Source organism: bacterium, from assembly GCA_022616075.1.
In the GTDB taxonomy this organism is placed as follows: domain Bacteria; phylum Acidobacteriota; class HRBIN11; order JAKEFK01; family JAKEFK01; genus JAKEFK01.
The window spans coordinates 1-26,966 of the sequence record JAKEFK010000242.1 but is presented as its reverse complement, the minus strand read 5'-3'; the positions used below and the strand labels follow the sequence as shown (position 1 = coordinate 26,966).

At 48.9% G+C, this 26,966-nt stretch carries 27 protein-coding genes, 2 tRNA genes, 1 other RNA gene and 1 pseudogene; 11 read left to right on the top strand and 20 right to left on the bottom strand.

The window, feature by feature from the left end:
- Nucleotides 1-66: 66 nt before the first annotated feature.
- From L0156_20115 to selA, 5 genes are all read right to left on the bottom strand, one after another.
- Complete coding sequence (locus L0156_20115; protein MCI0605295.1) at nt 67-1,239, bottom strand: arylsulfotransferase family protein; 1,173 nt, start codon at nt 1,237-1,239, stop codon at nt 67-69.
- 229 nt (nt 1,240-1,468) lie between these two features.
- A complete protein-coding gene (gene purN, locus L0156_20110) occupies nt 1,469-2,074 on the bottom strand; it encodes a phosphoribosylglycinamide formyltransferase (protein MCI0605294.1) in 606 nt (201 codons plus the stop codon).
- Between the two features lie 85 nt (nt 2,075-2,159).
- Complete coding sequence (gene purF, locus L0156_20105; protein MCI0605293.1) at nt 2,160-3,617, bottom strand: amidophosphoribosyltransferase; 1,458 nt, start codon at nt 3,615-3,617, stop codon at nt 2,160-2,162.
- Nucleotides 3,614-5,803: a phosphoribosylformylglycinamidine synthase subunit PurL gene (gene purL / locus L0156_20100; protein MCI0605292.1), complete on the bottom strand. Its 2,190-nt coding sequence runs from the start codon at nt 5,801-5,803 to the stop codon at nt 3,614-3,616. Before purL ends, purF begins: the two co-directional genes overlap by 4 nt.
- Before the next feature lie 95 nt (nt 5,804-5,898).
- Nucleotides 5,899-7,275: an L-seryl-tRNA(Sec) selenium transferase gene (selA, locus tag L0156_20095; protein MCI0605291.1), complete on the bottom strand. Its 1,377-nt coding sequence runs from the start codon at nt 7,273-7,275 to the stop codon at nt 5,899-5,901.
- A 79-nt stretch (nt 7,276-7,354) separates the two neighbouring features.
- On the opposite strand from selA, the gene L0156_20090 reads away from it, so the two are divergent.
- A complete protein-coding gene (locus L0156_20090) occupies nt 7,355-7,729 on the top strand; it encodes a hypothetical protein (protein ID MCI0605290.1) in 375 nt (124 codons plus the stop codon).
- Between the two features lie 75 nt (nt 7,730-7,804).
- On the top strand, nt 7,805-8,365 hold the full coding sequence (locus L0156_20085) for a hypothetical protein (protein ID MCI0605289.1): 561 nt from the start codon (nt 7,805-7,807) through the stop codon (nt 8,363-8,365).
- Nucleotides 8,366-8,437: 72 nt separating this feature from the next.
- On the opposite strand, the gene L0156_20080 is transcribed toward L0156_20085, so the two are convergent.
- Nucleotides 8,438-8,653: a cold shock domain-containing protein gene (locus L0156_20080; protein MCI0605288.1), complete on the bottom strand. Its 216-nt coding sequence runs from the start codon at nt 8,651-8,653 to the stop codon at nt 8,438-8,440.
- A gap of 234 nt (nt 8,654-8,887) precedes the next feature.
- Here L0156_20080 and L0156_20075 point away from each other — a divergent pair, with 234 nt between their 5' ends.
- The gene (locus L0156_20075) at nt 8,888-9,418 is read left to right on the top strand and encodes a Maf family protein (protein MCI0605287.1); all 531 of its coding nucleotides are present in this window, start codon (nt 8,888-8,890) and stop codon (nt 9,416-9,418) included.
- A 61-nt stretch (nt 9,419-9,479) separates the two neighbouring features.
- On the opposite strand, the gene L0156_20070 is transcribed toward L0156_20075, so the two are convergent.
- Nucleotides 9,480-10,520 (bottom strand): hypothetical protein, encoded by a 1,041-nt coding sequence (locus L0156_20070; protein MCI0605286.1) that lies wholly within the window; start codon nt 10,518-10,520, stop codon nt 9,480-9,482.
- A gap of 222 nt (nt 10,521-10,742) precedes the next feature.
- Here L0156_20070 and L0156_20065 point away from each other — a divergent pair, with 222 nt between their 5' ends.
- Complete coding sequence (locus L0156_20065; GenBank protein MCI0605285.1) at nt 10,743-11,522, top strand: hypothetical protein; 780 nt, start codon at nt 10,743-10,745, stop codon at nt 11,520-11,522.
- A gap of 79 nt (nt 11,523-11,601) precedes the next feature.
- Here L0156_20065 and L0156_20060 read toward each other — a convergent pair whose 3' ends face one another.
- From L0156_20060 to ffs, 6 genes are all read right to left on the bottom strand, one after another.
- Nucleotides 11,602-12,189 carry a gliding-motility protein MglA gene (locus L0156_20060; protein MCI0605284.1) on the bottom strand — a complete coding sequence of 196 codons (588 nt, stop codon included), beginning with the start codon at nt 12,187-12,189 and terminating at the stop codon, nt 11,602-11,604.
- Nucleotides 12,190-12,212: 23 nt separating this feature from the next.
- Nucleotides 12,213-12,710, bottom strand: a complete 498-nt coding sequence (locus L0156_20055) for a roadblock/LC7 domain-containing protein (GenBank protein MCI0605283.1) — start codon at nt 12,708-12,710, stop codon at nt 12,213-12,215.
- A 144-nt stretch (nt 12,711-12,854) separates the two neighbouring features.
- Nucleotides 12,855-13,475 carry a recombination mediator RecR gene (gene recR, locus L0156_20050; protein MCI0605282.1) on the bottom strand — a complete coding sequence of 207 codons (621 nt, stop codon included), beginning with the start codon at nt 13,473-13,475 and terminating at the stop codon, nt 12,855-12,857.
- A 97-nt stretch (nt 13,476-13,572) separates the two neighbouring features.
- A complete protein-coding gene (locus L0156_20045; GenBank protein ID MCI0605281.1) occupies nt 13,573-13,881 on the bottom strand; it encodes a YbaB/EbfC family nucleoid-associated protein in 309 nt (102 codons plus the stop codon).
- Between the two features lie 2 nt (nt 13,882-13,883).
- Nucleotides 13,884-15,473, bottom strand: a complete 1,590-nt coding sequence (gene dnaX / locus L0156_20040; protein ID MCI0605280.1) for a DNA polymerase III subunit gamma/tau — start codon at nt 15,471-15,473, stop codon at nt 13,884-13,886.
- 83 nt (nt 15,474-15,556) lie between these two features.
- Nucleotides 15,557-15,816: signal recognition particle sRNA large type (gene ffs, locus L0156_20035), an RNA gene on the bottom strand.
- A 69-nt stretch (nt 15,817-15,885) separates the two neighbouring features.
- Here ffs and L0156_20030 point away from each other — a divergent pair.
- Nucleotides 15,886-17,295 (top strand): aspartyl protease family protein, encoded by a 1,410-nt coding sequence (locus L0156_20030; protein MCI0605279.1) that lies wholly within the window; start codon nt 15,886-15,888, stop codon nt 17,293-17,295.
- Nucleotides 17,296-17,319: 24 nt separating this feature from the next.
- Here the strand turns inward: L0156_20030 and L0156_20025 are convergent, their stop codons facing one another.
- The 3 genes from L0156_20025 to L0156_20015 all read right to left on the bottom strand — a co-directional run bounded on the left by L0156_20025 (nt 17,320) and on the right by L0156_20015 (nt 18,469).
- Complete coding sequence (locus tag L0156_20025; protein MCI0605278.1) at nt 17,320-17,694, bottom strand: response regulator; 375 nt, start codon at nt 17,692-17,694, stop codon at nt 17,320-17,322.
- Between the two features lie 103 nt (nt 17,695-17,797).
- Nucleotides 17,798-17,886: transfer RNA gene (locus tag L0156_20020), tRNA-Ser, on the bottom strand.
- A gap of 13 nt (nt 17,887-17,899) precedes the next feature.
- Entirely contained in the window at nt 17,900-18,469 is a 570-nt protein-coding gene (locus L0156_20015; protein ID MCI0605277.1) for a hypothetical protein, read from the bottom strand.
- A 103-nt stretch (nt 18,470-18,572) separates the two neighbouring features.
- On the opposite strand from L0156_20015, the gene L0156_20010 reads away from it, so the two are divergent.
- Nucleotides 18,573-19,367 carry a 1-acyl-sn-glycerol-3-phosphate acyltransferase gene (locus tag L0156_20010; protein MCI0605276.1) on the top strand — a complete coding sequence of 265 codons (795 nt, stop codon included), beginning with the start codon at nt 18,573-18,575 and terminating at the stop codon, nt 19,365-19,367.
- A 2-nt stretch (nt 19,368-19,369) separates the two neighbouring features.
- Here the strand turns inward: L0156_20010 and L0156_20005 are convergent, their stop codons facing one another.
- Nucleotides 19,370-19,720 carry a hypothetical protein gene (locus L0156_20005; protein ID MCI0605275.1) on the bottom strand — a complete coding sequence of 117 codons (351 nt, stop codon included), beginning with the start codon at nt 19,718-19,720 and terminating at the stop codon, nt 19,370-19,372.
- A gap of 103 nt (nt 19,721-19,823) precedes the next feature.
- On the opposite strand from L0156_20005, the gene L0156_20000 reads away from it, so the two are divergent.
- The 5 genes and pseudogenes from L0156_20000 (at nt 19,824) to L0156_19980 (ending at nt 23,504) form a co-directional block, all read left to right on the top strand.
- Nucleotides 19,824-19,913 (top strand) — tRNA-Ser (locus L0156_20000).
- Between the two features lie 276 nt (nt 19,914-20,189).
- Nucleotides 20,190-21,112: pseudogene (locus L0156_19995) on the top strand (alpha/beta hydrolase).
- Between the two features lie 549 nt (nt 21,113-21,661).
- A complete protein-coding gene (locus L0156_19990; protein ID MCI0605274.1) occupies nt 21,662-22,840 on the top strand; it encodes a SpoIIE family protein phosphatase in 1,179 nt (392 codons plus the stop codon).
- Nucleotides 22,841-23,154: 314 nt separating this feature from the next.
- Nucleotides 23,155-23,331: a hypothetical protein gene (locus L0156_19985; protein ID MCI0605273.1), complete on the top strand. Its 177-nt coding sequence runs from the start codon at nt 23,155-23,157 to the stop codon at nt 23,329-23,331.
- The gene (locus L0156_19980) at nt 23,328-23,504 is read left to right on the top strand and encodes a hypothetical protein (GenBank protein ID MCI0605272.1); all 177 of its coding nucleotides are present in this window, start codon (nt 23,328-23,330) and stop codon (nt 23,502-23,504) included. Before L0156_19985 ends, L0156_19980 begins: the two co-directional genes overlap by 4 nt.
- Before the next feature lie 140 nt (nt 23,505-23,644).
- Here the strand turns inward: L0156_19980 and L0156_19975 are convergent, their stop codons facing one another.
- From L0156_19975 to L0156_19965, 3 genes are all read right to left on the bottom strand, one after another.
- Nucleotides 23,645-26,266: an ADOP family duplicated permease gene (locus L0156_19975; protein ID MCI0605271.1), complete on the bottom strand. Its 2,622-nt coding sequence runs from the start codon at nt 26,264-26,266 to the stop codon at nt 23,645-23,647.
- 3 nt (nt 26,267-26,269) lie between these two features.
- Complete coding sequence (locus tag L0156_19970) at nt 26,270-26,620, bottom strand: PadR family transcriptional regulator (protein MCI0605270.1); 351 nt, start codon at nt 26,618-26,620, stop codon at nt 26,270-26,272.
- Between the two features lie 79 nt (nt 26,621-26,699).
- On the bottom strand, nt 26,700-26,966 hold a 267-nt coding region (locus L0156_19965), incomplete at its 5' end, for a hypothetical protein (GenBank protein ID MCI0605269.1).

Genomic DNA, 26,966 nt, shown 5'->3' with positions numbered 1-26,966 from the left:
TCTTCGCATCCCTTCTTCAGGTATTCCAATTGTTTTTCCGGCGTCATTCTTCTCTCCAATCACAGTTTACTTTATTTTTTCATCGGGCACGGTATGGAAAGGAATCCTGAGAAAACGATAAATCGTTTTCCTTCTTCCGTCTTTCATTTCCGGATTCCAAAAATCCCATACAATTTGCCCCTTGGGGTCTACTTCAAACACATGACCGCGGGCTGACTCACAGATCAGAGTATTGCCGTTTGGCAATCTTTGGGCGGAGCCCTGCAGTCCGCTAAAAAAAGTGTTCCGCGGTTGGGCTTCATAACTCCACACAATTCGCCGAGTCACAGGATTGATTTCCAGGACTCGCGAATATTTTCGGTGAAGGCCGTTATCAAAAATCAAAATGTTTCCACTGGACAGCATCACAGGCATGTGTGGCCAATCTAATACATTCGTACCATAAACCCACACGACTTTCATCGTTTTCCGATCGAGGATCAGGATGAGATTAACATTGCGCAGACAGATCAAGATATTTCCACTCTGAAATCGTTTGTCCGATTGCCCATAGGGATTTTCCGGCAGCACCTTTACGGTGTTTAAGTGGTAATAATCATATTTTTTACTGGGAGACTGATTCGTGGGTTTGTCCAGAGGGGAGGGAGCATGCCACCTGCGTAATTCGGTTAGATGTTCGAATGTGGACCACTTTTCCAGTAATTCACCATCTGCGGAGAGTCGTTGAATAGCATCGAAAATGACATTCCTGCCTTTGTAAGGTCTCGAAAATTCCCGGCGAATGGTCCAGAAGGTGCCGTCAGACAAGGCCTCCACGTCATGGTGAACAAACATTCTATTCTTCCAGATCACGCTGGAATCCCAATCCACTTTCCAAATTCCCTGCCCCATGCAGACTCCCATCAGCTCTCCATTTTGAAGTGGTAAAACGTATTCACATTTCTTCTTTTTTCCGAAGTCCCAGGTATGCAGCCGTTGGCCGGACAGATCTGTGAGGTAAGCAAGACGCACATCATTCGTGTAGAGATTGTAGCCAGGATAAGCGCGGGCCCGATCCAATCTGGTTACACCGAGCCGATTGGAATCTTCTTCCCTTTCACTCCACTGGATATAGGGAAGGGCTTGCAGCTGCTCCACTTCCTGGAGTTGTGTGGTTTCCGTTTTTCCTTTTCCCCAACGCCACCAGAAATACAGTGAAATAATCAGCAGCAGGAGGAATCCCAAGAGAAGTTTTTTCACAGGCAAATTCTAGAACGGATTGGTAGTGGTAAAGCATTTGCCATTGTAAAAGAACGGCTTTGAATTTCAAAGACGCTAGCCGCAGACCGCGAATCAACTTTTGGTGAGCAAATGCTCTGCAGCCAGCGGATCGAGCAGAGCATTGTCTAAGAATCCAAGTATTTTGGCTACGGACAAAGCCTAATTGCGCAAGCAAATTCAAACCAGAACTATGGACAATGCTCTGCCACTACACAATTAGTACTTTTCTACCCTCCACTCTCAAACGGTTTTCAAAAAAGAGTTTTACTGCTTCAGCATAGGCCTTGTGTTCCAGAGGAAGAAGCCGGTCAGCGAGAGTGTCGGGTGTATCTTCAGACAAAACTTCGAGTGTCTTCTGGAGAATAATGGGTCCGGAATCCAGACCATCATCAATAAAATGTACCGTACATCCAGTGACTTTGACGCCATACTCCATAGCCTGTTCTTGCGCATGCAGACCGGGAAATGCGGGCAGTAAGGACGGATGAACGTTCATGATGCGAAGAGGGAAACGTCGCACAAAAGGAACTGAAAGGAGCCGCAAAAATCCTGCAAGGCAAACCAGATCGACTCTGTCTTGTTCCAGATTCTGGGCGAGTTGTTCATCGTATTGTTCACGATCTGCATAGTTTCGGTGGGGCAAGACAACTGACTCAATCCCTGCTTCTTTTGCATACTGCAAACCCGGCGCATCCGGCTTGTTGCTGATTACTGTGACAACCTGCGCATCCAGTTCACCCCGCTGACTGCACGCAATCAGATTGCGAAGATGACTCCCCCGACCGGAAATTAAAACGCCAATCCGTCCGCTCATTTTTTCACCGCAGAGGATGCAGAGACCGCTGAGAAAAAAGAATTATTTTTTACTCTGTGTTCTCTGCGTACTCTGCGGTAAAAAATTACGAGCGTGCTACGACGAGTTCCCGTTTTTCTTCGTTTGCCTCTGTGCTCTTTTGGAAGAGTTTGAGCTGTTCAAAACCTTCTTTAGGCACCGGTACCGGATAATTTTTAGTGTAGCAAGCCGTGCAAAAGATGCCGCCTTCCGGCTCTTCCGACGCTTTCAGTAAACCGTCCAGACTCAAATATTGAAGTGAATTCACGCCGATAAACTCGGCAATCTCCGGAACAGTTTTGTAAGAAGCGATCAGTTCTTCTTCGGTTGGTGTGTCGATGCCGTAATAACAGGGGCCAATTGTGGGCGGGCAGCTGATACGAAAATGAACTTCGCGGGCGCCCGCAGCACGAACCATCTTAACGATTTTCTGGCTGGTGTTTCCGCGCACGATCGAATCATCAATCAGCACGACACTCTTGTTTTGCAGAATATCGCGCACCGGATTGAGTTTCACTTTCACGCCAAAATGCCGGATGCTTTTTTTCGGTTCAATGAATGTGCGGCCCACGTAGTGATTTCTGATCAATCCAAAACCGATCGGGATTCCAGACTCAGCCGAATAGCCAAGAGCTGCAACAAGACCCGAATCCGGAACAGGCACAACCAGATCTGCTTCGACCGGCGCTTCGCGCGCGAGCTGGCGTCCCATGTTATAACGCGCGGTATACACGTTTCGCTGAAAGACATTGCTGTCCGGTCGCGCAAAATAAACAAGCTCAAAGATGCAGCTATGCTGTCGTTGTTGCGGAAAGGGCATTACGCTCTCCAGCCCTTTTTCGCTGATAACAATCACTTCACCCGGTTTCACATCACGCACGTAGTCCGCATCAATCAAGTCCAGAGCGCATGTTTCGGATGCCAGAATGTAAGAGCCACCCAGTTTTCCAATGCAAAGCGGACGGAACCCCCACGGATCGCGCGCTCCAATCAAACTGTCTTTCGTCAGTAAAACGAAAGAATATGCGCCTTTCAGAACAGCAAGCGCATCGATCAATGCATCGATAAATCGGGATTGTCTCGAGCGAGCGATCATATGCAGAACCACTTCCGTATCCGAGGTCGTGGTGAAAATGGTTCCTTCTTTCTCCAGTTCTCCGCGAATCGCAGATGCGTTCACAAGATTGCCATTGTGGCCGATAGCAATTTCTCCGCGATGGCACTGCACGTAGATCGGTTGCGCATTTTTCAGCTGGCTTGCGCCCGCGGTCGAATAGCGAACATGACCGATAGCGGCGTGGCCGCGCAACGAATCTAAACGATCTTTCCGGAAAATATCTGCGACCTGCCCCATGCCCCGTTCGCAGACAATCTTTTCACCATCGCTGATGGCGATGCCACCACTCTCCTGACCTCGATGCTGCAATGCATAGAGTCCAAGATACGCCATCTTGGCTGCTTCCGGATGATCGAAGATTCCGAAAACACCACACTCGTCATGGAATTTGTCGTCTTGAAGTATCATCGCAGTTGATTGGTGAATGAATTATACCAGATCTCGTATAACTCTTGGACAGAAAGCCGTATTAGCAAGTCCCCAGAAAACCGAATCGCGACTTCCCGTCCCCCTGTTTTTCCTAGAACAAAATAAGAAATCCGATGGAACTCAAAAATTTCTCGAAGCCGGGAGAGCGATTCGCTTCGGCAAGAAAGAAGATATCGAGATTGTGTCTCTCCAAACAGGAAAGCATCGGGTCGACTGGAGCCCTCCCAGTTCAACTCACAGCCCAACTTAATAGGATAAGCGCCAAAACAGCTTTCCGCAACAGTTGCGATCAGTCCGCCATCGGAACAATCATGGAGACTTTGCAACAATTCTTCTGAAGCCGCCTGTAGAAGCGCGCGGTGAGAGCGCTTTTCAAGCTCAAGATCCAGCTTTGGGCAGGGACCGGTAAGAGGAGCGTTCAGTGTGGCATATTGACTACCCCCGATCTCATCGCCCGAAGGACCGACCAGAACCACTACATCTTCTTCCCGCTTAAAATGCGGACTCAACGGTTCCCCGTCCCGCAAAATCCCCACCATACCAATGGTGGGAGTCGGATAAATTGCCTGGCCTTCCGTTTCGTTGTAAAAGCTGACGTTCCCTCCGGTGACCGGAGTTCCAAAGGTCTCACACGCTTTGGCGATTCCATCAACTACTCGTGAGAATTGCCACATGATGTGAGGTTTTTCAGGATTGCCGAAGTTCAAACAATTCGTGATTGCAACCGGTTTGGCTCCGGCACAAACCACGTTGCGCGCGGCTTCCGCGACTGCGATCTGAGAGCCTACGTAGGGGTCAAGCTCACAGAATCGTCCATTGCCATCCACACTCATTGCGAGATCTATCGATGTATCTTTGATGCGGATCATGGGAGTTGCGGTGCCCGGCATCGAAATAGTATTGGTTCGTACGGTGTGATCGTACTGCCTGTACACCCAGTGCTTTGAGGCAACAGTAGGCAGCCTCAGAATTCGCCTCGCGACGTCATTGTAGTCTTCCGGCAGATCCCCCTGGAACTCAGGATAGCGTTGCGAGGGCTCCTGCAACGGTCGCGAATACACAGGGGCTTCTTCTGCCAACGCGCGCGCAGGCACAGACGCCACTTCTTTTCCCTGGTACTGAATATGAAGCCATGAGTCCTCTGAAATCGTTCCGATATTTTCAGCATGCAGATCGTATTTTTCAAAGATTCGCTCGGCTTCCTGTTCGTGCCCTTTTTTGACTACCATCAGCATCCGTTCTTGCGATTCTGAAAGAAGTATTTCGTACGCGCTCATATTTTTTTCGCGCTGCGGCACAGAATCCAGATGGATTTTCATTCCACTTCCACCGCGACTCGCAATTTCGGATGTTGCGCAGGTCAGACCCGCAGCTCCCATATCTTGAATTCCTTCCAGGATGTCCTGTTGCATCAATTCGAGACACGCTTCCAAAAGAAGTTTTTCCATGAACGGATCGCCAACCTGAACGTTGGGACGTTTGGATTCGGTCTCTTCCGCGAACTCGGCGCTTGCCATCGTGGCTCCATGAATTCCGTCCCGTCCCGTTTTTGCGCCGACATAGTAAACGGAATTTCCCGGAATTTTCGCGCGTCCGTAATAGATTTTGTCGTGCGGCGCGACTCCGAGACAGAAAACATTTACCAGCGGATTCAAACTGTAGCAATCTTCAAATACAACTTCACCACCCACTGTTGGAATTCCCATGCAGTTTCCATAAAAACCGATGCCGGAAACGACTCCCCGCAGAATCGATCGATTTTGTTTGGATGTGAGCGGACCGAATCTCAGTGAATTCAAGAGCGCGAGCGGCCGGGCTCCCATTGTAAAAATATCGCGAATGATTCCACCCACACCTGTTGCGGCTCCCTGAAACGGCTCAATAAAGGAAGGATGATTGTGCGATTCGATTTTGAAAATGGCAGCAAGCCCTTCTCCAATATCGATCACACCGGCGTTTTCACCGGGACCCTGCAAAACGACCGGTCCTCTGGTGGGCAATCTCTTTAAGTGCAGCCGTGAACTTTTGTAACTGCAATGCTCGCTCCACATTACGGAGAACATCCCCAGTTCTGTGAGGTTCGGCTCCCGCCGTAAGGTGTCGCAAATCTTTGCGTATTCTTCTTGAGTTAATCCATGCGCTTCGATCAATTCTTGTGTAATCATATTTGTGGAAGTCGATATTAACGCTAACTGGAAGGCTTTGTAAATAAAGTAGTGCGGGCGTCCCGCCTGCAACTGTCGCAGACGAGACGTCCGCACTACTTTGTTAAGAGTACATCAGTCAGACAAAGTGTGATTTGCTCTTGCTCCTCAGCTCGAATCGTGCGAAGTTCAAAAAAAACTCTATCCTCTTCCACTCTTGCAATCACCGGCGGATTGGATTCGCGCAAAAGCTGCATCACATCCTGAGCCGGTTTTTTCGGATGTAAGCAAAGAGCATAGGAGGGCAAGGCTTTCATTGGCGCGACACCACCACCAATATAATTAAGCGTGGATTCTACGGACCATTTCACATTCGGGAAACGTTTTTGCAATTGTTCCAACCAGATCGTTCCACGCTCGCGTAATTGTTCCGCGGTTTGCGAAATCATGCTGATCACCGGTATTTCTTGCTCGACACCTTTTGCGTATGAGAGGAGGGTTGATTCCAGGGTTGCATAAATCATTTTATCGACTCGCAGGGCGCGAAAGAGTGGATTATTGCGGCATCGATCGATCCAGATTTTCTTTCCACAAATCACACCGGCCTGCGGTCCGCCTAGAATTTTGTCGCCACTGAAAGTAATGAGGTCCAAACCGGATTCCAATCGCTGCGAAACAAGAGGTTCTTCGGAAATCCCGGCAGATTCCAGTTCCGTAAAAATTCCGCTCCCTTGGTCCTCAACAACCGGAATGTTGTGCTGTTTCCCCAGAGCAACAAGATGTTCTAGGACGGGCCGTTCTGCGAATCCAATGATCTGATAATTGCTGGGATGAACAATCAAAATCATTCCGGTCTGATCATTGATTGCTTTTCGATAGTCCGATGTTCTGGTCTTGTTTGTTGTTCCTACTTCCCGAAGAATGGCTCCGCTCTTTTTCATTACGTCAGGAAGCCTGAATGAACCGCCAATTTCTATCAGTTCCCCTCGTGAAACGATCACTTCTTTATTTTCCGCAAGAGAGTTCAATACCAATAGCAACGCTGCGGCGTTATTGTTGACCACCAGCGACGCTTCCACAGGTAGGAGGTTGCGCAAAACATCATCCAGGTGCTTATCCCGTGAACCACGTTCTCCTCTGGAAAGATCGAATTCGAGGTTGCTATAGCCCGAGGCGATCTCCTGCAGATGGGTTAGAGCTGCTGCCTGGATTGGGGCGCGACCCAGATTCGTGTGCACAATGATGCCTGTAGCGTTGATGACGCTTTTCAAGGAGTACTGGTAGGCTTGGCGAGCCCTGAACCCGATGCTCGCGACCAGTTGTTGCCGTTCTGGGAGAACCGAATCTTCTCTCAGATTTTCCCGCAATTCCTTCAACTCCTCGCGGATAATGTTCACCAGTTGTTCTCGTGAGTAATCCGACCCCCACTCCTGCTCTAGACAGGATTCCAGCAGTTCGTGGACAGGTGGAATTTGACGATGCACGTTGCTCATCGAACTACGGTGTAAATCGGCGCCATTCGGTTATGATATAGTTTCACACTACGTTAGGCTAGAGGGGGAAAGTCATCGCATGTCTCGAATAAAAGAACGGATGCAAAAGGATTTCCTCGAGGATCCCGAGATCAAGGAGTCGATCGACGATATCCTGTATCCGTTTCGCAGCAAAAAGGATCCGGTAATCACAGTTCAGTTTGGTGTACCGCCTGAACAACAGGACCAATGGGGGGAAGCAATCGGTTTTGCTTCCGGACACAATAGCTACAAACAGATCAAAGCCGGCCGTCTTATAAAACACCGGATCGATTTGAAATCTGATCAGGTCTGGGAAATCTATCAGCTCTACCAAATGTTGGAAAACTCGCCACACCTGGAAATCTTTATTGACGGGCATCGTCTGCCCTATGCTGCAACGCTATGGCTTCCTTTGTTGTGGTTCTACTTATAAAATTATTGAATATTGCATAGTGCATATTGCAAAAAAAAGTGGACGAACTTTGCACTATGCAATTTGCAATAAGTGATGGATACCAAACAGGAAGTCAAGCAGATTGAACGGGAGTTAGACGAACTGGATTACTCGTTAACCTTATTAAAAAGAGACTACGAGGTTTATTTTTCCGGTGGCGCCAAGCTACCGCCACTGGACGCTCACCGAAAACTGGAAAGGAATATCCGCAAATACGCCGGGATTACCTCGCTGAATTACGCTCAACGATTTCGCTACAACAATATTACCGCCCGGTTCCAGTCTTATGTGGATCTCTGGACCAAGCAAATGCGCTACAAGGAAGAAGGACGCACACCCAGCGGTGGAATCGTTCAGGTTCCGGAGACTCCCAAAAAGGAATCCCGGAAAAGTTCTGCGGATGCGGAAGCAAATAAGTTCCAGAAACTGTTCAATGAATATCTAAAGACTTGCCAGAAGAGCGGCGAGAACAAAGCTGTATCCTTCGAAAAATTTTCAGAGCAATTGGCAAAACAGAAGGAAGCCATTTTAGAACGTTATAAGTGCAAAGACGTTGAGTTTTACGTAACGGTAGAACAAGGGAAAACCAAGCTGAAAGCGAAACCAATAAAGTGAATTCTGGTTCTGGAGGGCGAGCCTCCGTGCCCGCCATGGGCGGCCAGGGAGGGCCGCCCTCCGGAATTCGAGCTAGCTGGCTAAAACGATTTCGACGTCCCCCGCTTGCATCCGCCCTTCCGGGCTTTGAATAATATCGAACGTAACTTCTTGTCCCTCTTTCAGCGAACGATAACCGTCACCGCGAATCATCGAGTAGTGGACGAAAATCTCTTCGCCAGTATCCTGTTTGATAAAACCGTAGCCCAACTTGTTGCTGAACCATTTCACTTTGCCGTTTAAACGCATTTCCGTAATACCTCTTGTGCAAAAAAAAACCCAGGGATTTTGACCCTGGATCAACTAGTTTAATCTGTGATGAGCAGTGAAACATCCAAACAAAGAACCTTTTAACGCCATCGAGCATAGCCTTGTTACAATTAGTTGTCAAGAATCTAAATCCGTATATTTTCTATGAGAAAAATGTCCAAAAAGATCTCTGTTCCGGTAGTCCTGGCAAGCGCCAGTCCGAGGAGAAAGGAGATGCTTCGGGCATTGAACATCGATTTTGACGTCTTTGTTTCAGATATTCATGAAAAATTGGAATCACGCAAAAATCCTGCGCGGATTGCTTGCGAATTGGCCATTGCAAAAGCCAGAAAATGCTTAAGGCGCGACGCGCTTATCATCGGAATGGACACTCTTGTTGTTGTGGACCGCAGGAAGCTTGGAAAGCCGGTCAATTCGGAAGACGCGAGAAGGATGCTGCGATTGCTCAGCGGCAGGACGCATCAGGTGATTACAGGAGTTGCCTTGATGTGGAAAGGCCGCCTTGTCTCGCAAGCCTCCGTGACACGGGTCCAATTCCGGCGCATTCGATCGCAAGAAATCGATTGGTATTTACAAAGTGGAGAGACCTTTGATAAAGCCGGAGCTTATGCGATTCAAGGTATGGGTCGCATCTTTATCAATCGCATCGATGGATGCTACTACAATGTGGTGGGTTTCCCGTTAACCGTTTTTCAGAGTCTCTTGCGCCGTTTCGGTTTGACCATCTTTGATTTGCAAACATAGGTGATAGACCGGATAAAGGAGATAGGCCCGGATAAAAGCATGTATAGAAAAATTATCCGTTCTATCCTTTGATCCGGTTTATCTCCCAATCTTTTGAGCTTTGCAGGGTACGTAACACCTTTGGTGTGATCGAGGAAGTCGGATGCTTTTCAAGATCGATAGAATTCAGCCACTTTCCTTTGGAACCGTTTAAATGAAAAGATCGTGGAACCAGAATGTGCACACGAATTTTTCTAAACGTGACTGTATGCCGGATTACACGATGGTTTGTCACAGCATCGATTTCAATTCCCCATGCATGCTGGAACTCTCTGATGATTGTATGTTCCGGCTTTTCTTCGGTTAGCAATACATCAGGAAAAATCCACACATTTTTCAAGAATGCTCGATCCCTGTTCCGGACGTAGTAGGCAGCTCCTTTTGAGTTCAGAATCAGCAAATACCAGTGGAAGATCCTTGTCTCTTTTCGAATTTTTTTCGGAGGAAAGTCTCTTTGGACCCCCATTTTTCTGGCCTTGCAATCCTTGCGTAAAGGACAGATCGAGCATTCTGGATCGGGCAAGCAAATGCGTTCGCCCAGCTCCATGAGTGCTTGAAAAAAATCTGACGCTGGAGCGCTTTCCCCAAGGGAAAGGAAATTTTCCTCCAACTTTTCTTGTGACAGCATCATTCGAGACAACACGCGCTGAATATTTCCATCCAGAGCAGGAGTCAGAATTCCAAAGGCAATATTCCGGATGGCTCCCGCAGTGTATTTGCCGATGCCCGGCAACTCCAGCAGAGCAGGAAGATCAGAAGGGAAAATTCCATGATGATTTTTTACGATCTTGCGCGCGCAACTGAGCATGCTATAACCTCTCCTGTAATAGCCGATGCCTGACCACAATGAGAGAAAGTCGGACTCTTTTGCTCGCGAGAGATCTTTCAGAGTGGGATAACGTTTAAGAATTATTTCATAGAATCTTTTTGCAACGGAAATTCTGGTTTGCTGGAGCAGGATTTCTGATAACCAGATTCTGTATGGTTGTCTGGTTTTTCTCCAGGGATAAAGAATCCTGTTTTCATCGTACCAGGCAAGCAAATGTTTGGTCGGAATTTTCATCGGAGTTGTAGTAAGAGGCACAGAATTCTATAATCTTAACACGACAAAGATCGTCTTTGCGTTAACGTGTCTTTGCGTCGTTGCGTCAAGACGCGGAGACAAACGCGGAGACGAGACGCGGAGACGAAAAGACGCGCAAACGCGAAGACGATTATGGCCACTCGCTGTCCTAAATGTGGTTCTGATCAAGTCCTCAATGATGAATGTTTGAAGTGTGGTGTCATGGTATCTAAAGCTCACTCCACCACTTCCACATCAATGAAACCGATTTCCTACGTGGCGCCTGATAGCACGGCAACGGATCCACTGCAAAAGGATATTTCGGCACCCGTGTGGCGTCCTTCACAAGAACGTGTCGTTTCGATCCCTGTTCGACCGAGAAGGGGACAACTGGAAACGAATCTGGTGAAGCTCGTGATACTGGTTCTACTGGTGGGCGGCGGATACCAACTTTACACATTTATAAAGAACAGAGCTTCTGCCTACAGCGGCTTCTACCGGAACAATATTTATTACTTTGGCGTGATGATCCCGGAAAAGGGATGGAGCCACTACCAGACAGGAGACATCAAGGCGAAAGAATTCAAGGACGCGCATGATGCTTTTTATCGAGGGAGCGACCCGGACGATCCGGAAATAGCAATGTTGATCTGGAGCGAACCAGTGGTGAAAAAGAAGGTCCCCCGCGTTTTTGATGACGAAACTTCCGAGAAAATGCTCCAGGCCATTGAAGCGGAAATCTTGCGAAGAATGGAAGGCGCCGGACTGCAGTGTGAAATTACCGAGGCTTCAAAGACAAAAATCGCCGGAAATGACGGATTTGTTGTTCATGCTAATGTCAATAAGAAAGAATTATTTATGAAAACCATCATCTATTGTGGATTTAATGAGACACGGGCGTACACAATCCAGTTTATCGGAAATGGCGAAAAGATGACCGACCTTCAAGAGGAAATCGAACAGATCGTCAAAACTCTCCAATTCGACATCTCCTTTATTTAACTAACCGCCAAGACGCCAAGGAAATCATTTCTCATTTTCTAAATTGCTTGGCGTTCTTGGCGCCTTGGCGGTTTAAAAACTAAGTGTTTCTACGGAGTTCCTGAAGCGTGAGTTTGGCGCATGTTTTCAGAGTGTCGAAAACGCCGACCCCTTTAGAAGCCACAGCTTCAAACACCGGTTCCTCCTTTTGACGAAGGATTCGGATCATTTCTTCAGAGGGTGAGATGTTGGGGAGATCCCGTTTATTCAACTGCAAAACGTAAGGAAGTGTTGCCAAATCATAACCCTGTTCTTTCAAATTTGATTTCAGGTTGTAGACGGCCTCTTCGTTCGCATCCATTCGTTCCACCTGTGAGTCGGCCACCATGATAATGGCATCCACACCTCTCAGGATCAGTTTTCTGCTCGCATCATAAAACACCTGTCCGGGCACAGTATAAAGGTGAAAGCGGACTTTGAATCCTTTCACCGTTCCCAGATCGAGCGGCAAAAAATCAAAAAATAGCGTACGGTCCGTTTCGGTAGCCAGCGAAATCAGTTTTCCTTTTGCAGTTGGATTGGTTTTGTCGTAGATGAATTGGATGTTGGTCGTTTTACCACCCAGACCGGGGCCGTAATAAACTATTTTGCAATTGATTTCCCGGGCCGCGTAATTGATGAACGTCATGATGCTCTGAGGTCGAACCAGCTTTATTCGCTGAATAAACTGTCAATATCTTCGTCTGTTATCTCTGCGAACGGGGATTCGTAGCCGCCACCGGCTTCTTTTTCCTTCTCTACCTTTTCCAGGATTCGATTGAATACGCCTTCGAGTTCACCGGATGCTTTTCGAACCCTCAACCGGACCAATCCCAGGGATGAACGTTCATCAAAAATGATGACCAGTATGACTCTTCGACCGACGATGGAAATATGAATATTGTCCCTTTCTCCTTCATGAAAAAGAACGGTGAATTCTTTTTCACCGATGAGTCTGGCCAAACCATCGGTAGCTGCAACATTCCCGGCAGTTAATGAAGCTAGAGAAGTCGTATCTAGATTATTGATGTCCCCATTGTAAGCAATCTGTTGACCATTCTTATCGACGAGGAATACCATCTTTGCGTTTGTTTCGTCTTTGAGTTTCTGCAGAATCCCGCGGATCTGCTGAAACTCCTCCTCATACATGATCATGTCCGTGCTGGGCATAATACTCCCCTTATGAAAACTTCGAAGGAATCGGCCTCATCTGCTAGCGTAAGGTTAGCACAACAAGGTTAATAGGTTCAAGGGTTCAGCGCGCAAGTAGCGCGGGCGTCCCGCCTGCGGAGCTGCGCAGACGAGACGTCCGCGCTACATTTTTATTTGGGCACGCCGTCCTGTAATCGCACGAGACATCGTCACTTCATCGACATATTCCAGATCGCCCCCAACCGGAACTCCAAGAGCAATCCTGCTGATTTTGTCCGCATCATCCTGGATTAGTCGCGCGATGTAGACGGCTGTTGCTTCTCCTTCGACTGTGGGATTTGTGGCGAGGATAACTTCCTTTGCCCGTTTCGATTTCAAACGCTCAAGAAGCTCTTTGATTCGAATTTCAGATGGGCCAATCCCATGCAAGGGATTCAATGAACCCAGAAGCACATGGTATTTGCCATGAAATTCACGTGTCTTTTCAATGGCGATCAGGGTCGTTGGCTCTTCGACAACGCAAATGATTTCATCTTCACGTCGCGGATCGGAACAGATGCGGCACGGATCGAGGTCAGTAAAATTCCAGCAGATGGAGCAGTACCGGATCTTATCCTTCAATCCTGTGAGTGAAGCGATGAAGCTCTGCTGGTCTTCGGCAGGCATTTTCAAAATATGAAACGCGATCCGTTGGGCAGATTTAATCCCGATGCCGGGAAGCTTCATCAATTCTTCGAGCAACCTCGCTAAGGGCGCCGGATAATATTGAAGCGGATATTCCATATAAGCCAATTTAACGCAGAGACGCAGAGGCGCAGAGAAAAACAAAAAATATTTCTTTTTCTTAGCTCTGCGTCTCCGCGTCTCTGCGTTAAAAATCCTAAAACAGGTTACCGAGGCCTGGAATTTTCATGTTTCCGGTATATTTGCTGACCTTTTCCGCAGCTTCATCTTCGGCGCGACGGAATGCTTCATTGTAAGCGGCAAGGATAAGATCCTGAAGCATTTCAACGTCTTCAGGGTTCACAGCCTGCGGATCAATCCTGATCGCAACCATTTGTTTGGAGCCATCGAGAGTGACTTCCACCATTCCTCCGCCCGCTCCGGCTGTCACGCGAATTGCGTTCAGCTCATCCTGCAGCTTCTTCTGCGTTTCCTGAACTTGCCTCATTATCTTATTCATGTCCATCTTCATAGATAGCGCTCCTTATTAAAATCAATCTTGGTAATTTTACCTTTAAACATCTTGACGAATTCCTGAACAACGGGATCGCTTTCGACCAGACTTTCCGGTGTGGAGACCTTCACTGCTTCTTTTTCGGCAGGTGGTTCTCCTTTATGAATTTCCACCTGTACTTCTGATCCTAGTTTTTGCTGAAGCATCGTTTGCAGGTCCAACTGATCGCGGGCATCGAGCTTCATCATTTTGAAATAACCTTCTGGAACATAGAAGCTGATTTTGGAATCCGTGCGATGAATGTGTGCACTTTCCAGCGCAGCGGCCAATCTTGGATTTTGAGTTTCAATCTGGCTGATGAGGGCCGCTACAAAGTCCCCTGCAAGTGAATTGTTATTCCTCTTTGCGTCTTCCGGACGTTGCGCCTTTGCGTTTACGCGTTGAGGCGAAATCACACTTGCGGTCAACGGAGCGGGGGTCCGTTCAACGTTTTTTTTTAGATTTTCGGCGAGCTCTTCCAGTGGAATCAAACGCTTTATCTGCGCGAGCTTAACGAGTGTGATTTCAAATAGAAATCGGGGATTGCCGGAAAGCTTTAGTGTATTTTGGATCGAAACGAGATTATGACAAATGCGCAGCAGTTGTATTTCGTCGTACTCCTGCGCAAGCGCCATCAGACGCTCCTCTCCCGGCTTTTTCGAATCGGGTGAAAACCGGAAAAGAAATAAGTCTCTGTAAAAAGAAAGAAGCTCATTATAGAAAGCGCGATAATCGATGCCGTACTCCGCGATCCGGTTCATCAACGTAAGCAATGCGGGAGAATCTCCGCGCGCGATCGCAGACCCGAGCTCCAAAAGCACTTCCAGGTCCACCAGTCCAAGCACAGCTTCGACATCTTTTTCTTCAATCTCACCGCCACTGAACGCAATGATCTGATCCAGCGTGCCGAGCGCATCGCGCAAACCTCCTTCGGAGGCCGCCGCGATCATCTGCAGGGATTTTTCGGAAATACTTATGTTTTCTTCTTTAATTATCTGGCTGAGTCTCTGGACCAGAATGCCGTCAGGAATCTTTCTAAAATCGAACGGCTGGCAGCGCGAAACGATCGTGTCAGGAACTTTCCGAAGTTCCGTTGTGGCAAAGATAAAAAAGACATGCGGTGGTGGCTCTTCGAGAATCTTCAGCAAGGCGTTGAAGGCTTCTGCGGTCAGCATATGGACTTCATCAATGATAAAAATGCGGAAACGATCGCGGATCGGTTGATACTTTGCGGATTCTCTTAACTCACGAACTTCATCAATTCCACGGTTCGAAGCTCCGTCGATTTCCAGCACATCCATTGACCGCGATGCAGCGATGTCGAGGCAGGAAGGGCAGACGTTGCAGGGTTTTGTAACCGGAGTTTCGGCCGAATTGCAATTGAGTGCCTTGGCGAGTATCCGCGCGCACGTCGTTTTTCCCACACCGCGCGGCCCTGAGAAAAGAAAAGCATGCGCAATCCGGCCCGCCGTGATTGCATTTTGCAGAGTTCGGGTGACTGTCTGTTGCCCAACCAGATCTTCAAAAATCTGTGGTCGCCACTTCCTTGCTAATACCTGATACATACCTTATCCCTAGCTTGACGCGACAGACGCCTCGACGCGCGACGCGACAGACGCGTATGCGCGCGACGAGTCGACGCTTTAGGTCGTGCACCCTTCTTCGTAGCCGGCTGAAAAGGAGATCATCATAGAGAAGGATTCAGGATACCAACGGCACATGCAGGGGCCTACTTACCGCTGCTTCCTTCCGGACCTGACGGGGTTCGTAGATCTGCATTGCATTGGTCCCGAACCCTCCGGAATCCATGACAACCAGATCTTCTCGGTCGGGCTCCTCAGTTGGGAATTCAGCCCTGCTATAGCGGATTGCAGGTACAGGGCACCGCTGGCTCCCCGCCTAGCACGACCAAAAGCGTCTTCGCGTTGGCGCATCGATGCGTCTTCGCGTCTTGCACTTTGCATTATAATGTTTTTAGTGAAAAAATTCCTGCTTCTGTTAATCTTTTTAACCTCCCTCACTTTCAGCGCGACAGAAGATAGCAAGAAAACATTTCTTCAGCTTTACTACTCCGGAAAGTATGTCGAAGCGCATGCTTTGTTGAGTAAAGTAAATCCCCAATCCAGAAAAGTTTGGGAGGAACGTCTTCATATACACGAAGAAATTTCCGACTGTAATTTTCAGAGTAGCGATTCTGCCCGTGCCGCGGCTTTGCTTCGCATAGGATTAATTGATCAGGCAAAAAGCAATTTCCGGGAAGATTGGCTTTCCTTTTTAGGACGCGCCAAGCTCGCAGGCTGGAATAATGATATCTCCGGAGCCCGCGCCTACCTCAACAAGGCTATGCAGCTCAGGGGGGAGGATCCGGACTTGCTTTTCTATGCCGGACTCTATGCGTCCAACAATGAGGAAGCTGTAACTCATTTCCAGAAATACTTAAAATCGAACGCAATCGATGCATTGAAGAGGAATTCAGCAAGACAAACAATTGAATTCATTCAAAAAACCAAAGGCCTGGATCTCAATCAATCGAACTTATCCTCTTCCATTGAAACCATTGATGCGAATTTCAATGACAGAAGACTTACGATCCGGGCAAAAATCGATGAAAACAACGAAGTTGTTTTGTTGATGGACACAGGTGCCGCGGGGTTATCGTTGAAGGACCGGAACTGGAAAGCGCGCAGAACAACCGATCTGGCTATGATCGGGCTGGGCGCAAAACAAAGAACAAGAGCCGCGCTGGTGGTTTTCGATGAATTTACAGCGGGAAGATTTAGAATGAAAAACCCTGTTGCTGCAGTGAGTCGCAGTTTGGAAGCGTCCGGTATCGATGGTATTGCGGGCGCGATTATGTTTTCTCGCTACAGCATCGTGCTGCCGCTCAGAAGCGATTCAGATATCCTGCTATCCAGTATGGATTCCAATGAGCTCTTGGCGCACCTCGAACGGAGCGGCTTTCAATTTAAGCAGAAGGTCACTCTTCCTTTTTATCAGGTCGGCAAGATGATCATTCTCAAGGGCGCGATTAAAAAGTCTGATGGGGAAATGGACATCCTGCTGGATACAGGAGCGCAGGCCAGCATTCTTTCCGCTGCTGCTGCAAGAGAACACGTCCGGATCAATTATCCCAAAACGTTCCGCGAAAAACGTAAAACGTACTTGATGGGAATCGGAGGGAAGATTCAGAACCTGATCCATGTTGAGAATGTTGATATTGAAGTTGGCAGTTTACGAAAAAGTTTCAACCGGATGGTGGCTTTGAATCTTTCGCAAATCAGTGAAGCTTTAGAGCTCGAAGTGGATCTGATTCTTGGTCAGGATTTCTTGAACGGCTACACCCTGCTGATTGATTACCGCAATAATCTCGTAACGTTTCTGAGCTAAGTAGCGCGGGCGTCCCGCCGGCGATCATGCAGCTGAATGTTTGGCTGCCAACTTCTTCACGTACAGCAAAAGTTCCTGAATGCCTTTCGGTTTGGAAAAGATTTGCTGCACTTCCAGATTTCTTAGCTTTTCGCGGATTGTATCATCGCAAGGAATGCCGGTTAACACTACGATCGTAGTTTTGGCGCGAATTTTCCGCATTTTCGCAATGAGTTCCACTCCATTCATCACGGGAAGACCCAGATCCACAACCACCAGATCGTATTTCTTTTTTCGGAACCATTTCAACGCTTCTTTGCCGGAGGAGGCGCCTTGAACTGTATGATTGTGACAAACCTCCAGAATCTCCCCCATTGTATCCAGAATATCCTTCTTGTCATCGACCAGAAGAATCTGCATAAGTCCCCCAAGTTAACCGCCAAGACGCCAAGACGCCAAGAATATCTAGATTAAGAAAATATCATTTCTTGGCGTCCTTGGCGCCTTGGCGGTTGATTATAAGCGGAGAGAGAGGGATTCGAACCCTCGATCCGCGTTACCACGGATACACGCTTTCCAAGCGTGCTCCTTCAACCCCTCGGACATCTCTCCTTTTGCCGATACTTCAAGCTTTCTTTTTGAAATTAATTTCAACGACCTTTCCCACTGCTTTTCCCGGCGAACCACTTTCAATGATGAACTGGAGCGCCCCATCCGGAAGGAGTTTGAAACTTCTGCGATTCACGTATCCGGCCTGAGGAGCGGGAATTGCAAGTGAAAATACGATTTCATTGGTCTTGTATTCACCGGTATAAATGCCGGTGAAATTGCTGCTTGTGTGCAGTGTCAAAATAATCTTCTTCGTACTTCCTTCATATCCGACGATCATGATCTCTTTCCTGCCGCCAGATGGACCACCCGCTTTGTTCATCGATTCTCTCATGATCACAATTGCCTGGTCGTCCAGTTCTCTGGTGGCTTTCATGGTGCCCAGAAACTCCTGATCACCAGACATTACACCTTCCCCTTCCCATTGCCCACCCAACCAACTCAGCGCCTCAGCAAGAGGTTTTTGATCCGACACAGGAGAAGTTGCAGCCGGAGGAGCAGGAGGAGTTGCTGGAATCGTTTGTGTTTGCGCGAAAGCAAAACCTGCGAAAACCATCAACACAAAAAATAACGTTTTCTCTTTCATCGATTCTCCCTTTGTTGTTAAAAATAAAGACACTTAACGCTATCCCTGGAAGGCTTTGAGATAAGATTGCAGTATATGTTTTTTATTTAGGGGTGTCAACGAAATGCTGCGATTTGCGCGCGATCTCTTTGAAAGTTTTCGGAAACCGCATACAAAGGAAGTATTTTTCCGGAGTCTAAGATGGAATCGTCGCCTCGTCTTCTGGTACGCACTGAAGCTAGTCCGACCCGATAGCAAGATCGAACCAATCGACAGATTGCATCGTGTGAACCAGCTTCGAAAAAGCGGGGAAGCGCTGACGTTTATCTGCAATCATTTGACGTATGCCGACAGCCATGTCATTGAAGCCCTGTTCATCCGGTTTGGTTTTCGCGATCTCGCGCGACACATCATTCATATAGCCGGTCAAAAAACCTTTGAGTGGACGCGCCGTATCTTCACGAGATCCATGAACACGATCCGTGTGTATCAACCGAAAGCCCGGGTGGATAAAGAGGTAAAAAGAAAGATGAACCTGCGCGCTTTGAAATGGGCGGCGCATCAGCAACGCAGAGGTTACTGCGTTCTGGTTTTTCCGGAGGGAACACGCACTCGAAGTCATAAGCGGTTTAACCGTACGGCCGCAAATCCGAAAACAACGATTTACTTCCACAATTCGTATGTCGTACCCCTGGTATTGATGGGATCCGAAAATATTATGCCGGTGGGACGCGTTCTGCAGAATCCCGCAACGGTCCGTCTAAGAATCGGTGAGCCGATCGATCATCGTCAACTCGAAGAATCGATGAAAAAGGAGAATCCCGGATTGAGTGAGCATGAACTGAGGCAGCAGCTGATGGATTTTTATATGAAGCAAATTGAAGATCTGCTGGATGAGGACTATAAACCAAAACAGTAGATTCAGTCGAAACTGAAACGTTTAAACTCTTTCATTTTTGAATCTACGAAATTAATGATTTCTTCATCCGACAAATAATGATCCATATTACGGTCGATCCGCCTGCCTATTTTTCTTAAAGCATACTGATAGTCTCCGGTGATCTGGGGATTTTGTTTTAGCTGCTTTTCAGCTAAATCGATGAAATTCCTGAATTGTTTTGGGTCAAAATGATCAACCCAGTCCCTGGAATTTTTTAAATACGCGCATTGTGGCAGGATCAAAAGCTGAATCAAGGTGTCCAGAGATTGATGAAAGAGAATCCTGTAATCTTTAGATCCGGCAACTAAGCGGCGATCACTGGTTTGTTGCAAAAAGCAACACACCCAGACCGAGTCATACTCTTGCGTGACATGAACGGACTTTCTATACTACGATCACACTGGTCACTGGCCACTAGTTACTGGTCACTTAAAAGGAGAGGTACCGAAGTGGTTGTAACGGGCCTGACTCGAAATCAGGTTACCGCAATTTTGCGGTACGTGGGTTCGAATCCCACCCTCTCCGCTCCAATCTCGTAATCGTGATCTTGCTCTTGATCGTGATCGAATTCCCAACTATCGCGCTCACCTTCTCGCCTGTGGGAAGCCCTTCGAAACTCAATCGGGGGTAAGTCGAACTTGTAGCTTTGACGGCACGTTTTGCATGTAGATTGGCACGTTCCGCCAGTGACAACTTCAATCCCCAACCTAAACTTGGAATTGTGACGGTACAACAAGGAGACCTAAAATGAATAAATTGAAAACCCTAGGCTTGATCGCCGTAATTTTAGGAGCACAAACCATGATAAATACCCCGACTTTGGCTCAAGACATGTCCAATGGAGCCGATAATTTTTTCAAAAGTAATGAGGTAACTGTAAAGAAAGTTACGTTCAAAAATCAATACAATATGCAGGTTATGGGGAATCTTTTCACTCCCAAAGATTTAAATCAACACACAAAAAATCCAGCGATCATTGTTGGGCATCCTATGGGCGCAGTAAAGGAGCAGAGTGCAAATCTGTATGCCACGAAAATGGCGGAACGGGGATTCGTTACACTGTCCTTGGATTTGTCTTTCTGGGGAGAGAGTGATGGCCAGCCTCGCAACGCTGTTTCGCCGGATATTTATGCTGAGGATTTCAGTGCTACGGTGGATTTTTTGGGCACACAAGCATTTATCGACAGAGAGCGGATTGGTGTTCTTGGGATTTGTAGAAGTGGGAGCTTTGCTATCAGCGCGGCTAAGATTGATCCCCGCATGAAAGCTATTGCGACAGTTAGCATGTACGATATGGGCGCTGCTAACCGTAACGCGCTAAGACATTGACCTTAGAGCAGAGAAAGAAAATCATCGCGGAGGCGGCGGACCAACGTTATGTAGAGTTTACAGGCGGTGAAACCAAATACACCAGCGGGACAGTGCATGAACTGAATAAAAACTCTCAGCCCATTGAGCGTGAGTTTTATGACTTCTACCGCACTCCGAGAGGTGAATACACTCCTAAAGGCCAGTCGCCAAAACTTACAACGCACCCAACGCTGACGAGTAACGTCAAGTTCATGAATTTTTACCCATTAGCGGACATCGAGACGATTTCTCCCCGTCCCATGCTTTTCATCGCAGGTGAAAATGCTCATTCTATAGAGTTCAGTGAAGAGGTTTACAGGCTTGCCGGTGAACCAAAGGAACTGGTCATTGTTCCCGGAACTGGACACGTTGATTCGTGTGTCAGTGCCTGCAGCAGTTTTGCCTGCTTTCCTGATGAGCCTAGGAAGATTCGAGGCTTGTCCATGCATTCTTCCAAACGGCAGATCGGAGCGGCCTGCTAACTTTTTAAATGTCTCACGATAATACCATAGGCAAACGGAGTTGCCATGCGGTTGAACGTCCGAACCGAGTGGCGCAACCGCGGCGGCAGCCAAGCTAGCGAGAGCCTTAGGACCAGCCGGTTGAGATATTGTTCGGCTACTTGCTCTTTTAAAATATACTCCCAGAAACTCCGCCAGCAACAAGCCGATTAATGGTGGTATAGGGTCGTAGCTAATCAAAGAATTGATTGAGTGACCACTACTTCCGTTCAAAATCTCTCGTTCTCAATACATTTTGTTGACCTGTTCACTTTCGAACAGTTTCTTTTTGTAAATGAACAGTTGTCTGCTGGTTCTGTTTCGCGACTGGCAGCGCATTTCCGATGCTGAATCAACTTATTTATCCATATGTCAGCAATTGGCACGTGGTTTGCCTCAAATGACGACATGGAGATCTTGGAAATGAAAGTTGAGCTTGAAATTCAGCCCCTCTCGGCCCGGCTTCTTGTGGCTGATGATCAGGCGCATGTAGTCGCCGCTCTTGAAATGCTGTTTCGTGGAGAAGGTTATCAGGTCTTTTCCGCCCCGGATCCAACAAGCGTGCTTACGGCGCTTCAAGAGCAAACCTTCGATATCATTCTGATGGATCTCAACTACACTCGCGACACCACTGGAGGCGCTGAAGGACTGGAGTTGGTGTCGCGAATTCGTTCGCTTGACCGGACGATTCCACTGATAGTGATGACAGGCTGGGGCAACGTTGAAATAGCCGTCGAAGCGATGCGGCGCGGTGCTACCGATTTTGTTCAGAAGCCCTGGAATAACAGCGAACTGTTGGCTAAAGTTCAAGAGCAAGTGAAACATGGCCGTGTTTTGCGTAGCTCGATGCGCATACAAGAGCAAGAAGCATTAGAAGCAAAGGAAATCCAGAAGAATTTGCTGCCACGCCGGGTCCCGCAAGTCGCCGGATATGACATTGCAGCAAATACGCAGTCTGTGCGTTGCATAGGCGGCGACTATTACGACATCGTGCAAGTCAGCGATGCGCAGACAGCATTTTGCATTGCGGATGTCGCAGGAAAGGGTTTCCCCGGCGCGTTACTGATGTCAAATCTTCAAGCAGCATTAAAGCCGCTCATACGCGCGGATGTGCGACCCGACGAGCTATGTAGTCGGCTGAATCGCGCTCTGTGCGAGATCATGCCAGCCAACAGGTTTGTTTCGCTTTTCTACGGTGTGCTCGATAGCAGGAAAAATCTACTCACCTACTGCAATGCGGGCCATAACCCTCAGTTGCTACTGCGAGCTGGCGGCATGACAAGCGAGCTTAGAAGTTCGGGGGCAATCCTGGGCAGGTTTCCGGATTGGACCTACACACAGAGGAAAAAAAATCTAAGCCCCGGAGATATTCTGCTTCTTTTCACCGATGGCATGGTGGAAGCTTGTGATGAAAATGATGAGCCCTTCGGAGAGCAAAGGCTCTTGCAGATCACCAGAGAGGCGGATAGCTGCAGCGCAGCGGCACAGTTGGAACTGTTGTCGAAAGCAGTTTCGGCGCATTGCGGCGGAAAATTACAAGACGATGCAACCATGATTGTTCTGCAAGCGAAGTGGAACTCACATAAGCTGGAAATCTGCTAATTCTCGCTCATCGGGCCAAAATTCTGAATAAAAATATACTTCGCGTTGTGCCAAATTTGTGCCTCTCTTTGCGCTGTTTTATTTTGATCGGACCACCTTAGTCAACCGGGGCGTTCAACGCGACTTCAATTCTGTCAAAGATTCGCATATATCTACATCGTCCACCTGCTTTCTCCTGCGTCTTTGTAAATAGAAACATGGTTTCATGGAGTTGTAAATATATGTTCAGCGAATACGAGGGAGCAGTGACATGAGCGCGAACGCTATCATCCACGCCGCCACTCGCGACAGCGTTCCTATTGCTGATACCTTTGATGGCGATGCAGTTCACCGATGAAGTGGTTTGGGACGTGTTCGACTTCGCTGTCGCCGGCATTCTTCTGTTCGGCGCTGGCCTCACGTATGAGCTGGTAGCGAGAAAGGCGGGCAATATCGTGTACCGGGTCGCCGTCGGCGTTGCGGTGGGGCGGCACTCCTTCTTATATGGATGAACCTTGCCGTTGGCCTGATCGGAAACGAGGAAAACCTCGCCAACTTGATGTATATCGGTGTGCTCGCCGTTGGACTCATCAGCACCGCAATCGCGCGTTTAGAGCCGGGTGGGATGGCGCGTGCGTTGTTCGCGATGGCACTCGCCCAGACGTTGGTCCCGTTATTGCGATGATTGTCTGGAAGCTCCCGGTTACCTCCGGTGTGGTGGAAGTGGTGGGCGTGACTGCATTTTTCGTAATGCTGTTTGTCGGATTCGCGTTGTTGTTTCAACGTGCAAGCGCCACAAACCCGACGTAGAACCGACGGTTACGCCTACTCCGATCGAAGCGCATGTAAGACATCCACACGCGACGCCCGGATAACGGGTATCAGAGATGCCGCGATAGCGGCGACGGCCAGAACGGTTGCTGCAAGCAAGAGGGTGAACGCACCGGGCATTTGCATTTGCTTAAGATAGCCTGTGGTGAGGTGCGCAAACACATAGCCACCCGCCGCGCCAATCACGATTCCAAACGCAACGATGAACGACCCTTCCATGAGGACGCGCTGCAGTAGATGACGCGGACTTGCACCGACGGCGAGTCGCACAGCGAATTCGCGGGTGCGGGCACTTACGCTGAATGCCAGGACGCCAGCTATGCCCACAGCGGAGATTAGTAGCGCGATCGTAGCAAATCCGGATACGACGAACGCATTCAAACGATCCGAAACCAAAACTTCTGACCGCACATCATCAAGCGTAGCAGCTCGTTCTACCACCTGATCGGTGGATATGTTGCGGATGACACGCTTCACTGATGGCACAAGCGCATACGGGTCGCCCGCAATGTGAAGAAACAATCGTTTGATTTCTGCAACCTGCTGAACGGGATGATAGATCGTCATAGCTGGTCCAGGCACTATGTTCTCATCGTCTGCGTCCGCAACAATGCCCACAATGCGGCACGGATTGCAGAATTCTACTCCCTTCCACCAGAGTTTTCGGTTCAAAGCGTTGCGGTTCGAAAATAAACGTTGAGCGATGCTTTCACTCACGATAACCACTGGCTCGCTATCGACACGATCATGATCTGTAAAGGCACGGCCTCCCTGACGGGGAATGCCGAGGACTGCGAAGAATTGAGGTGAGACAAAACGGATTCTTGCATGAGGAAGCTCCTCGCCATTCGCAGGTGTGTAGCCTTCTACAGCGAATTGGATTCGCGGGTAACTTCCCACATCGCGCCACGGAACGAAGCTGCCCACAGCTACGCCATTTACGCCTGGCAGCATGCCGAGACGCCTGATTGCTTCGCGGGAGAAGTCCAGGACCTTCTCATCGCCGAGTCCTGGCGCGGGCTCAGGGATGTCGACGGCAAGTACTTGTAGCATGTCGAAGCGAGTGGGCGCTTTCTGCAAATGAAGGAGCGCGGCGGCAAGAGTTCCCGCACCAGCGAGCAGCACGAACGAGAACGCAATCTGGATCGTTGCGAACACACGGAGTCGTCGCTTGGTAGCCGGAGTGATCCGAACAGAGCCGCTCGCGAGGCCAAGCCCTGTCGGCGCATGTGGAGAAGGAAGTCGCGGAATGAAAGCAAGAAATACAGCGGCTGTAATCGCCAGACATGCGCCGATCCAAAGCACTCCAGTATCAACTTTTACTTCTAATGCCCGCACCGAAAAGCGTGCAGCGAAGTGCGACACTACCTCAACCATCGGCTGTGCCAGAACCACACCGAATATCGCGCCCGCGCAACAGAGCACCAGACTCTCCGTGAGCAGCGTTCGCCGGAGAGCGCCGTAGCTTGCACCGAGCGCCGCGCGCACAGCGAGCTCACCTTCACGGCGCACCGATCGAGTGAGGATCAGGTTGGCGATATTCGAGCAGGCGATAAGAAAGACAATCCCCGCAGATGCGAGCAATATCAGCAGAATCGTTCGCGCAGGCGCTACAATTTGATCTCGCAACAGAGTCACGCGAAGTTGGTAGTCGCCTCTGGATGAATACGCTTCCGGATGCTCGCGCATGATAGCAGCATGAATCGCAGTGATCTCGGCGCGAGCTGCTTCAAGCGAAACTCCGGGTGCGAGGCGTCCGAAGATCTCGGTCATGCGATGTTCGCGATCCGTGTTCATTGTCGCTCCCAAATGATGAGGGCTTGTCACGATGTTTGCGATGATTTCGGTGTCAGCCGGATAGGGTACAGATGGTTCCAGCACACCCACTATCGTAGCGTTTAGAACACCAAGTCGAATTGTTTTGCCGATGATCTTCGGATCGGCGTTGAACCAGGTTGTCCAAAAGCGATGCGTGAGAACCGCGACACCCGCTGCCTCTGGCCGGTCATCTGATTTTGTCAGAAGGCGGCCGAGTACTGGCCGTAGCCCCATCACATCGAAGAACGAGCCATTGATTACCCCAGCTCTGACCGTTCGAGCCTCCCTTCCGAAACCCAACATTGTGAACTCGACAGTAGAGAATTCGCCGAATTGTTGAATGGTAGTGGCGCGTGACTCGAAATCTCTTGCTTCTGGAACCGAGAACGTTGTGTTCTCAGCGCCAAGGCCAGGCGCACTTTGACGAATGTACACGATGCGATCTTCCCCGCGATTGGCAAGCGGTCGCAGCAGTATGCCTCGAACGACGCTGAAGATCGCGGCGTTGGCGCCAATTCCCAATGCGAGCGTTATAACGACTACAGCCGTAAAGCCCGGCGACTTGCGCAATACGCGAAACGCCAAGCTGAGGTCGCGCCAAAAATGATCCCACAAAAGCCAGTGGCCTGATTCATAGAATCGCTCTTTGGCTTTCGTTACATTGCCAAAAATCCGGTGCGCCGCAGCCCGAGCGTCTTCTTCACTGAGTCCCTGTTCCTGGAGCAGCTCTTTTTCCAAATCGAGATGGGCTTCGATTTCAGCATTGAAGTCACTCTCTTTGCGCTTGCGTCGAAACATGACCTAGCCTCCCTCGGATTCTAAAATGCGACCGATCGCTGCAGTCATTCGCTTCCACTTTGCAGTTTCCTTATTGAGTTGCTTGCGCCCTGCGGGTGTAATCGAATAAAAGCGGGCCTTACGGTTATTTGTGGAGACTCCCCACTTCGCGGAGATCCAGCCACGTTCCTCAAGACGTTGGAGCGCAGGGTAAAGGGCGCCGTGCTCAACCAGCAGTTCTTCGTCGGATATCTGCTGAATGGCGCGTGCAATCGCCTGGCCATGTTGCGAGCCAAAGATCAGCGTTCGCAGGATCAACATGTCCAGAGTTCCCTGGAGCAATTCCAAACGGTCTTTCGATTCTTGGGTAGACATCTTACCTAAGTATAGAATCGCTTGGGTAAGATGTCAACCCAAGGTTAGCGGCTTTGCATTACTATGGCTAGATTTTTTGTCATTTCAGCGAGAATTTCAGATTGAAATTGACGATTGTAGATTGAAAAAAGGGATGGCTTATTGACTTCTGGAGTTTTGCATTTTGGACGAAGTTGTCGAACAGTTTGTAACGCCGGCCTCCGGCCGGCAAAAACTTGAAGGTTTTGCTGATTTTGGCCGGCTGGAAGCCGGCGGACATCAATGCCGCCAGAATGGCGGCGCTCATTAGAGGAGCGCCAGCCTCCAGGCTGGCATAAATGACCGCCGGCATTCTGCCGGCATGGTT